This window comes from Herbaspirillum sp. UBA812 (assembly GCF_002296545.1).
In the GTDB taxonomy this organism is placed as follows: Bacteria; Pseudomonadota; Gammaproteobacteria; order Burkholderiales; family Burkholderiaceae_D; genus Herbaspirillum; species Herbaspirillum huttiense.
Genome location: NZ_DBIC01000008.1, coordinates 1 through 11,426 on the forward strand (window position 1 = coordinate 1; position 11,426 = coordinate 11,426).

Below are 11,426 nucleotides of genomic sequence, written 5' to 3' on the forward strand. Positions count from 1 at the left end.
CTTCCCCACCATCGCCGACGTCGAGGCCGATCCGGTGGTGCGCAATGCGCAGCTGGGCCATTACACCAACTTCGTCAACCTGATGGACATGTCGGCCCTGGCCATCCCCGCCGTGTGGCGGCGCGATGGCCTGCCCGCCGGCGTCACCCTGATCGGCCCGGCCGGTGCCGACCATCTGCTGGCCGAAGCCGGTGCGCGCCTGCAGCAGCAACTGGGCGGCGCGGCGCAAGCCGATGCGATTGCGGCCACCCCGCTGCCCTTCAATGAAAGCACCATCAAGGTCTGCGTGGTCGGCGCCCACCTGGCCGGCCAGCCCCTGAACTGGCAATTGCTGGAAGCCGGTGCGCGCCGCGTGGCCGTCACCCGCACTGCTGCCCATTACCGTCTCTACGCCCTGGCAGGTACCACGCCACGCAAGCCTGGCCTGGCCCGCACCGAAGGCGACGGCGCCGCCATCGCAGTGGAAGTGTGGGAAATGCCGCTGCGCCAGTTCGGCGGCTTCGTCGCCGCCATCCCGGCACCGCTGGGCATCGGCACGGTGGAGCTGGCCGACGGCAGCAGCGTCAAGGGCTTCATCTGCGAGCCGGCCGGCATTGCCGGCGCGACCGACATCACCCACCACGGCGGCTGGGTCAATTACCTCCATTCGCTGAACTGACACCCTCACCACGGAGCTGCTCATGAAAAAGAACAACCCAACCGCTGTCCACAATGCCAACCGCCGCAGCTTCATCGCCAAGGCAGGTGCCGTCGCCGCCACCGCCGCCATCGCGGGTGCCCCGGCCATCTTGCGCGCGCAGACGGTGCCCATCCGCATCGGCTACTGGCCGGTGGCCGCCGGCCTGCCCTTCTATGCCGCCGTGGAAGCGGGTTATTTCAAGCAGGCCGGACTGGAAGTGCAGGCCCTCAAATTCGCCGGGGCCCAGCAGGTGATGGAAGCCATGCTGGCAGGCCGCGCCGATGGCTCGGCCAATGGCACCGGGGCCGGCAACCTGGCCATCGGCGAGATCGCCCAGCCGGGCCTGTTCAAGATCTTTGCCACCAATCCCAGCAATGCCAAATACGTTCTGGATGAATTCCTGGTGCCCAAGGACAGCCCAGTCAAATCGATCGCCGACCTCAAGGGCAAGAAGGTCGCTTCCGGCCCTGGCATCCAGAACGTCACCTTGGCCAAGACGGTACTCGAACGTGCCGGTGCCACTGGCGCGACCGTAGTCGAACTGCCCATCGGCCAGCACGTCGCTTCGCTGGCGGCCGGCCAGGTCGATGCCGCCTACACGCTGGAACCCACCGGCACCGTGGGCCGCATGAACAACACCACCCGCGTGCTGGAAGCAGGCGTGATCGCCAAGTACATCCTGGGCGATCCGATGGCCCCCTGGCACGGCGGCGCTGCTGCGCTGACCACCGAATTCATCAAGAAGAATCCCGAACTGGCGCGCAAGTACATCGCCGCCTATGCGCGCGGCATCGAGCTGGTGCGCAACAATCCGGACCAGGCCCGCACTTACCTGAAGGGCTATACCGCCATCGAAGGTTCGCTCACCAATGAAGTGCCGCTGGCGGCCTACATGCTCTACAACGAATTCAAGCCCAGCGACCTGGCCTACTTCCAGAAGTTCTACGACCTGTTCGTCGAGAAGGGCGTGTTCTCGCAACGCATCGTGGTCGACAACCTGATCTACAAGGGCTGAGGCCATCATGAACGAGACCATCGCTCCTGCCGTGACCGTGGCGCCCAAGCCCGCCGCCCCGGCGTCCACCGCTGCGCCAGCGCCCAAAGCGCCGCGCAAGGCCCCGACCCTGGGCCGCCTGCTGCCCATCGTCGGCCCCATCGCGCTGTTCGTGATCTGGGACCTGGTGGTGCGCGCCGGCTGGATCAAGGCCATCCTGCTGCCCCCTCCGGAAGCCACGCTCATGGCCATGCTCAAGGGCCTGGCCGGGGGACCGCTGCTGCTGGACTTCACCGTCACCGTGATCCGCACGCTGGAAGCCTTTGCCATTGCCGCCGTGCTGGGTCTTCCCATCGGTGTGCTCCTGGGCAGCAATGAGCGCGCCTATCGCAGCGTGGAATTCCTGATCGATTTTTTCCGTTCCACGCCCTCCTCCGCGTTGATTCCGCTGTTCCTGCTGATCTTCGGTGTCTCCGACATCAACAAGGTGGCCATCGCAGCCTTCGGCGCCTTCCTGATCGTGCTCTTCAACAGCGCTTACGGCGTGCTCAATGCGCGCAAGCAGCGGGTGATGGCAGCCAAGGTGATGGGCGCTTCGCGCTGGCGCATCTTCTGCGACGTGCTGATCTGGGAAAGCCTGCAAGCCAGCTTCGTCGGCCTGCGCAGCGCGGTCTCGATGGCGCTGGTGATCGTGATCGTGGCGGAGATGTTCATCGGCTCCGAAAACGGCCTGGGCCACCGCATCATCGATACCCAGCAGGTCTTGAACGTACGCGAGATGTATGCCGCCATCCTCTCGGCGGGCGCATTGGGCTATGCCCTGAACGTGGTCTTCATCGTCATTGAAAAACGTATCGTGCACTGGAGCGGAAGATGAGCGTCGTGATCAGCCCCAAAATCGACCTGCCACCGGAAACGCCCTTCGTTCCCGGGCCCCCAGGCACCCACATCACCATTCGCGGCTTGACCAAGTATTTCGCTGGCTGGCCCCTGTATGAAAACTTCGACCTCGACATCCCCAAGCACCAGATCGTCTCCGTCTTCGGCCCCAATGGCTGCGGCAAGTCCACGCTCATCAACATGATCGCCGGGCTCATTCCCATCGATGCCGGAGAGATCCTCTTCGACGGAAAATCGCTGGCGCAGACCAAGATCGGTTATGTGTTCCAGAACTACCGCGATGCCATGTTCCCGTGGCTGCGCACCATCGACAACATTGCCTATCCCTTGAAGCTGGAAGGCAAGTCCAAGGCCGAGATCAAGCGCCGCGTCGATGAACTGGTGGCGTCCTTCGACGTGAAGTTCGACCTGATGCGCTATCCCTATGAACTCTCGGGCGGCCAGCAGCAGACCGCCTCCATCATGCGTGCCCTGGCACCGGGGCCGGAGGTGCTGTTCCTCGATGAACCTTTCTCGGCGCTGGATTTCGAGATGACGCTGTTCATCCGGGAGAAGCTGCAGCAGGTCTTTTTGCAGACCGGCACCACCATGGTGCTGGTGTCGCACGACCTGGAAGAAGCGGTCTACCTGGCCGACCAGATCCTGCTCTTGACCAAGCGCCCGACAGCGGTGGCAGACATCTTGCATTACCAGGATCCACGGCCGCGCACGGTAGAGACGCTGTCGCAGCCCGGCTTCATCGCGGCCAAGAAACTGTCCATGGAAATTTTCCAGCGCGAAGTGCGCAAGCCGGCGCGCATGCAGGCACCGGGTTCGCTGACTCTGTCCTGATTGCCGTACAGGATTCTGTACAGGCTCAAGTACGGAATCCTGCCCGGAAAGAAGTACCGAATTTGTCTCGCCTTGCCCCACCCCAACCATCCACGATCACACTGGAGCAACAACATGCAAAACCGCCGCGATTTTCTGAAACTGTCCGGAGCTGCCGCACTGGGCGCTGCCTTCCCGCTGGAACTGCTGGCCGCAGGCCCGCTGACCGTAGGCTTCATCTACGTCGGCGCGCGCGACGACTTCGGCTACAACCAGTCGCATGCGCAGGTGGCCGCCATCATCAAGAAGATGCCCGGCGTGAAGGTGATCGAGGAAGAAAAAGTGCCCGAGACTGTGGCCGTGCAAAAGACCATGGAAGCCATGATCCAGCAGGATGGCGCGACCCTGCTCTTCCCGACTTCCTTCGGCTACTTCGATCCGCACGTCCTCAAGATTGCTGAAAAATATCCCAAGGTGCGCATCGCCCACTGTGGCGGCCTGTGGACCGCCGGCAAGCATCCCATGAACGTGGGCAGCTTCTTCGGCTACATCGAAGAGTGCGAATACCTCTCGGGTGTGGTGGCCGGCCACATGAGCAAGAGCAAGAAGCTGGCCTTCATCGCCGCCAAGCCGATTCCGCAGGTACTGCGCAACATCAACGCCTTCACCCTGGGCGCGCAGTCGGTCGATCCGTCCATCACCTGCCACGTCATCTTCACCGGTGACTGGTCGCTGCCGATCAAGGAAGCCGAAGCCGCCAACAGCCTCATCGACCAGGGCTGCGATGTCATCACCTGTCACGTCGATGGCCCCAAGGTGATCGTGGAGACGGCCGAGAAGCGCGGCATCATGACCACCGGCTACCACGCCAGCCAGGCCTCGCTGGCCCCCAAGGGCTATCTCACCGGTGCCGAGTGGAACTGGGCTACGCCCTACACCGAGATCGTCAAGGCCACGCTGGAAGGCAAGCCGATGATCAACTTCCTGCGCGGTGGCCTGAAGGACGACTTCGTCAAGATGTCGCCCTATGGCGCGGCCGTCAGCGCACCGGCCAAGAAGAAGGCCGACGAGATCAAGGCGCAGATGCTGGCCGGCAAATTCCAGATCTTCAAGGGACCGATCAAGGACAACAAGGGCAATACCGTGATCCCGGCCGGCACCACCCAGGTCCAGACCGATGTGGCGCTGGAGAAGATGAATTACCTGGTGGCCGGCGTGGTCGGCCAGGTCTGATTGCTGATCCTTGATGCAGGACGGTCTCATGACATCCCTCCCCGCTCCCGGGGTGGCGGCTGCCGCCACCTCGCCCTGGCACCGCTTGCGCTCGGCGCTGCTCAACGGCAGCGCGCCGGCCCTGCCCACGCTGTGCGCGCTGGCCGGGACGCTGCTGCTGTTCGTGCTGTTCCTGCTGGTGCAGGGCAAGCCGGCGGGCGAGGCTTGCCTGCTGATCTTCCAGGGCGCCTTCGGTACCCTGTTTGCCTGGCAGAACACCCTGCAGCGCGCCGCGCCCCTGCTGTTGACGGCGCTGTGCGTGGCCTTGCCGGCGCGCGTGGGCCTCATCGTCATCGGCGGGGAAGGTGCACTGGCGCTGGGCGGACTGGCGGCGGCGGTGATGCCGCAACTGCTGCCGGCATTGCCTTCGCTGGTGATGCTGGCCGTCATGGCGCTGGCGGCGATGCTGGCCGGTGGACTGTGGATCGCGCTGTGCGGCGGTTTGCGCCAGTGGCGCGGGGTCAATGAGACCATCTCCAGCCTGCTGTTGTCCTATCTCGCCGTGGCCGTCTTCAAGCATCTGGTGGAAGGGCCGCTGCGCGATCCGGCCAGTCTCAACAAACCCTCTACCCTGCCCCTGCCCGATCCTTATCTGGTCGGTTCGCTGCCGGGACTGGAAGTGCATTGGGGCCTGGCCTGGGGTACGCTGGCCTGCGTGGCGGCCTGGGTGTTCCTGCGCCATAGCGTCTCCGGATTCGCCATGGGCGTGGTCGGCGGCAATGTCCGTACGGCGCGGCTGGTGGGCTTGCCGGTCAATCGGCTGATCCTGACGGCCTGCGCCCTCGGCGGTGCGGCAGCGGGACTGGCAGGCATGTTCGAAGTCAGTGCCGTGCAGGGCAGCGCCACCAGTGCGCTGCTGGCCGGCTATGGTTTCTCCGGCATCCTGGTGGCCTTTGCGGCGCGCCAGAATCCGCTGGCCATCATCGTCTGCGCGCTGGTCATCGGCGGCGTGGAAGCCAGCGGCAGCCTGCTGCAGCGGCGACTGGACCTGCCGGATGCAACCACGCTGGTCCTGCAGGGCCTGCTGTTCTGCAACCTGCTGGCCTGGGAAGCCATTACCGGGCGTCTGTCCGCGCTCAAGCTGCGCTGGCAGCAACAGGCACAAGTCATCCCCGCCAAGGAGGCCGGCCATGCATGACATCGATCTCACCACCCTGCTGCTGGCCCTCTTCGCGGGCGCCATCCGGGTGGGGACGCCGTTTCTCTTCGTCAGCCTGGGCGAATGCCTGACCGAAAAAGGCGGACGCGTGAACCTGGGCCTGGAAGGCATCCTGGTCTGCGGTGCCATGACCGGCTACGCGGCCTCCTTCTACAGCGGCTCGGCCTGGCTAGGCGTGCTGGCGGCGGGCTGCGCCGGACTCTTGCTGGGGGTACTGCATGGCGTGGTGTGCTCGCTGCCGCGCGTCAACGACATCGCCTTCGGCATCGCGCTCATGCTGCTGGGCACGGGCCTGGCCTTCTTCCTCGGCAAGCCTTTCATCCAGCCGCAGGCACCGATGCTGCCCTCCATCGATCTGGGTGCATGGAGCAGCAATGACCGCCTGCACCATGCGCTGCAGATCAATGCGCTGTTCTTCATCGGCGTGGCGCTCGCACTGGTGCTGCAGTGGGGCCTGTCGGCCACGCGCTGGGGGCTGGCCTTGCGGCTGGTGGGCGACCACGCCGAGACCGCACGTGCGCTCGGTTACCGCCTCACCGGCACGCGCATTGCGGCCACGGCCGCAGGCGGCTTCCTGGCTGCCATCGGCGGCGCCTACCTGTCGCTCTATTACCCCGGCAGCTGGAATGAGGGACTCTCCAGCGGCCAGGGACTGATGGCCGTGGCGCTGGTGATCTTCGCGCGCTGGCAGCCGTGGCGCTGCCTGCTGGCCGCGCTGCTGTTCGGTGCCGCCGGTGCGCTGGGGCCGGCCTTGCAGGCGGTGGGCGTGACCTCCGGCTATTACCTCTTCAACGCGGCACCGTATGCGCTCACGCTCTTGATCATGATCCTCACCTGCCGGCCTGACCGCACGCTCTCGAGTGCACCGGGCGAACTGAGCCTGACCCGATAAATCCACTTGTCCCAAGGAGAAACCATGTCCGAACGCTACATCCAGGCCGAACCCTATCCCTGGCCCTATGACGGTGCCCTGACCCCGGCCAATACCGCGCTCATCGTCATCGACATGCAGACCGACTTCTGCGGCATCGGCGGCTACGTCGACAAGATGGGGTATGACCTCTCGCTCACGCGCGCGCCCATCGAACCGATCAAGAAAGTGCTGGCCGCCATGCGTGCCGGTGGCTACACCATCATCCATACCCGCGAAGGCCATCGTCCCGATCTGTCCGACCTGCCGGCCAACAAGCGCTGGCGCTCGCGCCAGATCGGCACCAACGGCGTGGGCATCGGCGACGCCGGCCCCTGTGGCCGCATCCTGGTGCGCGGCGAACCGGGCTGGGAGATCATTCCCGAACTGGCCCCCATGGCCGGTGAGATCATCATCGACAAACCGGGCAAGGGCTCCTTCTGCGCCACCGACCTGGAAATGATCCTGCACACGCGCGGCATCCGCAACATCGTGCTCACCGGCATCACCACCGATGTCTGCGTGCATACCACCATGCGCGAAGCCAATGACCGTGGCTTCGAATGCGTGATGCTCTCGGACTGCTGTGGCGCGACTGACCACAACAACCACCTGGCGGCGCTGTCGATGATCAAGATGCAGGGCGGCGTGTTCGGCGCGGTCTCCGATGCGGCCGCACTGATCGATGTGATCGGGGCCTGACATGCACGCCCTGGAGCTGGAGATCATCAATGCCGGCAAATCCTTCGGCAGCTTTCGTGCGCTCGATGAGGTCTCGCTGAAGATCCGCGCCGGCACAATCCACGCGCTGCTGGGCGAGAACGGTGCGGGCAAGAGCACGCTGGTCAAGGGCCTGGTCGGCTACAGCCCGCTGGACCAGGGCAGCATCGTGGCCGACCGCCGCGAGGTGGAGATCCGCAGTGCGCGCGCACCCAACCAGCTCGGCATCGGCATGGTCTACCAGCACTTCACGCTGGCCCCCAGCCTGACCGTGGCCGAGAACCTGCTGCTGGCGCGCGGCGACCTGCCCTGGCGCATCCGCTGGCGCAGCGAGCGCGCCGTGCTGGAAGAATTCATGGCGCGCATGCCCTTCAAGCTGGGACTGGAGCGCGCGGTGAGCAGTCTCTCCGCCGGCGAAAAGCAGAAGCTGGAAATCCTCAAGCAGCTCTATCTGCGTCGCCGTTTCCTGATCCTCGATGAACCGACCTCGGTATTGACCCCGCAGGAAGCCGACGAAGTGCTGGGACTCATGCATGCCCTCACGCGCCAGCAGGAACTGACGGTGCTGATGATCACGCACAAGTTCCACGAGGTGACCGCCTATGCCGACGATGTGACGGTGCTGCGCAAGGGCCGCCTGGTCGGCAGTGCCCGGGTTTCCGAGACGACGCCGGATGCCCTGGCGCACTGGATGATGGGCCACGCCCGCGCCGAGAAAACGCAGGTGGAGCGGCCTGCAGTGCCAGCAAACGCCCGCTTCGGGCTCGAAGTGAAGGAACTGACCGTCAACAACGATCGCGGCGTGGCTGCCGTGCGGGCCCTCTCGCTGCAGGTGAAGCGTGGTGAAATCGTGGGCCTGGCCGGCATCTCCGGCAATGGCCAGAAGGAACTGGTGGAAGCCCTGCTGGGCCAGCGCCGCCACCTGCTGGGCGAGATCCGCATCGAGGATGCGCCCTATGCCGCCACGCGTGAGGAAATGCGACGGTTGCGCGTCTTCGCGTTACCGGAAGAACCCTTGCGCAATGCCTGCATCGCCGGCATGAGCGTGGCCGAGAACATGGCCCTGCGCAATTTCGATGTCGCGCCCTTCAAACGCAGCGGCTGGCGCGTGGACCGCAGCGCCATGAAGCGCCAGGCGCAATCGCTGATTGCGGCCTTCAACGTCAAGCCGCCCGCACCGGAACGCCCCATCGGCACGCTTTCCGGCGGCAACGTGCAGCGCGCCGTGCTGGCGCGTGAGCTTGGTGAAGAGGGCGATGCCGGCGCGGCCAATGTGCTCATCGTCGCCAATCCGGTCTTCGGACTGGACTTCGCCTCGGTAGCCGACATCCACGCACGCCTGCTGCAAGCGCGCGCACGCGGCGCGGCCGTGCTGCTGGTGAGCGAAGACCTGGACGAACTGCTGGAACTGTCCGACCGCATCCTGGTGATGACCGAGGGCCGCATCGTGCACGTGGCGCAGGACGTGGCCACGCAAGGTGCGGACCGCGCCGCCCTGGGCCGCTGGATGGCGGGCCACTCCGAACAATCTACCCACGCCGAGGCCGCATGATCCGTATCGACGCCTTCCCCTATCCCTATCAGTTCCATCCGCGCAGCACCGCGCTGGTGGTCATCGACATGCAGCGCGACTTCGTGGAAGAAGGCGGCTTCGGCAGTGCGCTGGGCAACGATGTGCGTCCCCTGGGCGCGATCGTGCCGACCGTGGCGGCCCTGCTCGCGCTGGCGCGCCAGGCGCAGATGCTGGTGGTCCACACGCGTGAATCGCACCTGCCGGATCTCTCCGACTGTCCGCGCGCCAAGCGCCTGCGCGGCAATCCGACGCTGGGCATCGGCGACGTCGGGCCGATGGGCCGTATCCTGGTGCGGGGCGAGCCCGGCAACCAGATCCTGCCGCAACTGGCCCCCCTCGATGGCGAGATCGTCATCGACAAACCCGGCAAGGGGGCCTTCTACGCCACCGACCTGCACGCACAATTGCAGGAGCGCGGCATCACACACCTGCTGGTGGCCGGCGTCACCACGGAAGTGTGCGTGCAGACCTCGATGCGCGAGGCCAATGACCGCGGCTATGAATGCCTGGTGGTAGAAGATGCCTGCGCCAGTTACTTCCCTGAATTCCACCGCGCCACGCTGGAGATGCTGACCGCCCAGGGCGGCATCGTCGGCTGGCGCGCGCCGCTGGCGCAGCTGCACAGCGCCGTGGCCGCCTATACCGGAGAAACGCCATGATGCAAGTGAACCTGCCCCACGTGGTGGCCGAGGTCGAACAAGCGTTTACGGATTACGAATACGCCCTGCTCATCAACGACATCCCGGCCCTGGACCGCTGGTTCTGGTATGCCCCAGAAACCGTGCGCTACGGCGTTGGCGAAGTGCTGCTGGGCGGCGAGGCGATCCGCCAGTACCGCAAGACCTGCACCCCGGTGCCGGCCTCGCGCAAGCTGCATCGCACCGTTGTCACCACCTTCGGCAGCGACTATGCTACGGTCTCCACCGAATTCACCGACCATACGTCCGATCGTATCGGCCGCCAGATGCAGACCTGGGTGCGCATGGACGAAGGCTGGCGCATCGTCGCCGCCCATGTCAGCCTGATGGCATGAGTCCGCAGCCCCCTCGAACCAGAATGCCCGCACCATGACCGTCACCGTCGCCAACCCGCTCGCCGAACAGGTCTATCACCGGATCAAGGACGACATCTTCAGTTTCCGCCTGCTGCCCGGGGACAATTTCACCGAGACCGAGATGGCCCAGCGCCAGGGCGTCTCGCGCACCCCTTTGCGGGATGCACTCTTCAGGCTGCAGCGCGAGGGCTATCTGGAAGTGGGATTCCGACGCGGCTGGAAGGTCTGCCCGATCGACTTCGACCGCCTCGACAATCTCTATGACCTGCGCATCGTGCTGGAGATGGCGGCGCTGGAGAAACTCTGCAGCCAGCAGGAGCCGACGGCAGAACTGGAGCAGTTGAACGCCATCTGGCTGGCCGAACCCGAAGCGCGCCATACCGATGCCGTCAAGGTGGCGGAGCTGGACGAAGCCTTCCACACCAACCTGGTGGCCGCCGCCGGCAATGTGGAGATGACCCGGGTGCATACCGAGGTGACGGAAAAGATCCGCATCGTGCGTCGCCTGGACTTCCTCAAGAAGAAGCGCATCGAAGCCACCTACGAGGAACACGGCAAGATCCTGCAACTGATCGCCAAGCGCAAGGCCACCGAAGCGCAGATCCTGCTGCGCGCCCATATCACCCAGAGCAAGCTGGAAGTCAGAAAGATCACCATCTGGATGCTGGCCGAGGCACGCCAGCTCCAGGAGCCCGAAGCGGCGCTGGCCCGCTGACGCTGCCGGGAAGAAACTTTCATATGAAAGTTTATCAACATTTCCCTGGTGAAATATGAAAAACTGCGCTGCCTGTCCGCTTCAGGCGGCTTGATCCGCGCCAAGCCGCCACCAAATCAAGGAAAGCCTCCGAAACCATTTATAATGGAAGGCTTTTGCAACAGCGCATCTTTCCAGCGGCTCAATGAAGGTATTTCGCGGACTTCCCACAGCCGAATCGCGCGCCCCGTGCGCGCTGACCATCGGCAATTTCGACGGCGTGCATCTGGGCCACCAGGCTCTCTTGGCGCGCGTGCGCGAGGCCGCCGCCAAACTGGGGCTGGACGCGGCGGTGATGACTTTCGAGCCGCATCCGCGTGAATTCTTCGCCCAGCTGGCCGGCACCCCCGAACGCGCCCCGGCGCGTATCGCCAACCTGCGCGACAAGCTCGAAGCGCTCTCCAACTCCGGCATCGACCGCGTGGTGGTGGAGCATTTCGGCAGCCATTTCGCCGCCCTCTCCCCGCAGGACTTCATCGAGAAGATCCTGGTGCAGGGCCTGCACGTGCGCTGGCTGATGGTCGGTGACGACTTCTGCTTCGGCGCGCGCCGCGCCGGCACGCTCGATACCCTGATCGCGGCCGGCAAGCAATATGGCTTC

Annotated in this window: 12 protein-coding genes and 1 pseudogene; all 13 read left to right on the forward strand. The window is 65.0% G+C overall.

Annotated features, from left to right (window positions below; all coding sequences use genetic code 11):
- The coding region (locus tag B3873_RS00300) for an allophanate hydrolase-related protein (protein WP_286863471.1) at positions 1 to 658 on the forward strand (658 nt) is incomplete at its 5' end.
- 22 nt (positions 659 to 680) lie between these two features.
- Positions 681 to 1,694 (forward strand): ABC transporter substrate-binding protein, encoded by a 1,014-nt coding sequence (locus tag B3873_RS00305; protein ID WP_134221785.1) that lies wholly within the window; start codon positions 681 to 683, stop codon positions 1,692 to 1,694.
- A 7-nt stretch (positions 1,695 to 1,701) separates the two neighbouring features.
- Positions 1,702 to 2,550, forward strand: coding sequence for an ABC transporter permease (locus B3873_RS00310; RefSeq protein ID WP_286863472.1), 849 nt, complete (start codon positions 1,702 to 1,704; stop codon positions 2,548 to 2,550).
- Positions 2,547 to 3,404: an ABC transporter ATP-binding protein gene (locus B3873_RS00315; protein ID WP_286863473.1), complete on the forward strand. Its 858-nt coding sequence runs from the start codon at positions 2,547 to 2,549 to the stop codon at positions 3,402 to 3,404. Before B3873_RS00310 ends, B3873_RS00315 begins: the two co-directional genes overlap by 4 nt.
- Positions 3,405 to 3,518: 114 nt before the next feature.
- Positions 3,519 to 4,616: a BMP family ABC transporter substrate-binding protein gene (locus B3873_RS00320; protein ID WP_286863474.1), complete on the forward strand. Its 1,098-nt coding sequence runs from the start codon at positions 3,519 to 3,521 to the stop codon at positions 4,614 to 4,616.
- Positions 4,617 to 4,644: 28 nt separating this feature from the next.
- Complete coding sequence (locus tag B3873_RS00325; protein ID WP_286863475.1) at positions 4,645 to 5,793, forward strand: ABC transporter permease; 1,149 nt, start codon at positions 4,645 to 4,647, stop codon at positions 5,791 to 5,793.
- Positions 5,786 to 6,706, forward strand: coding sequence for an ABC transporter permease (locus tag B3873_RS00330; protein WP_034330120.1), 921 nt, complete (start codon positions 5,786 to 5,788; stop codon positions 6,704 to 6,706). Before B3873_RS00325 ends, B3873_RS00330 begins: the two co-directional genes overlap by 8 nt.
- 24 nt (positions 6,707 to 6,730) lie before the next feature.
- On the forward strand, positions 6,731 to 7,426 hold the full coding sequence (locus B3873_RS00335; RefSeq protein WP_252696915.1) for a cysteine hydrolase family protein: 696 nt from the start codon (positions 6,731 to 6,733) through the stop codon (positions 7,424 to 7,426).
- A gap of 1 nt (position 7,427) precedes the next feature.
- Positions 7,428 to 8,996 (forward strand): ABC transporter ATP-binding protein, encoded by a 1,569-nt coding sequence (locus tag B3873_RS00340; protein WP_286863476.1) that lies wholly within the window; start codon positions 7,428 to 7,430, stop codon positions 8,994 to 8,996.
- Complete coding sequence (locus B3873_RS00345) at positions 8,993 to 9,676, forward strand: cysteine hydrolase family protein (RefSeq protein ID WP_088755977.1); 684 nt, start codon at positions 8,993 to 8,995, stop codon at positions 9,674 to 9,676. Before B3873_RS00340 ends, B3873_RS00345 begins: the two co-directional genes overlap by 4 nt.
- On the forward strand, positions 9,673 to 10,050 hold the full coding sequence (gene hpxZ, locus B3873_RS00350) for an oxalurate catabolism protein HpxZ (RefSeq protein WP_088755978.1): 378 nt from the start codon (positions 9,673 to 9,675) through the stop codon (positions 10,048 to 10,050). Before B3873_RS00345 ends, hpxZ begins: the two co-directional genes overlap by 4 nt.
- Before the next feature lie 34 nt (positions 10,051 to 10,084).
- Positions 10,085 to 10,786, forward strand: coding sequence for a GntR family transcriptional regulator (locus tag B3873_RS00355; protein ID WP_034330133.1), 702 nt, complete (start codon positions 10,085 to 10,087; stop codon positions 10,784 to 10,786).
- A 184-nt stretch (positions 10,787 to 10,970) separates the two neighbouring features.
- Positions 10,971 to 11,426: pseudogene (locus tag B3873_RS00360) on the forward strand (bifunctional riboflavin kinase/FAD synthetase); the annotation flags it as partial.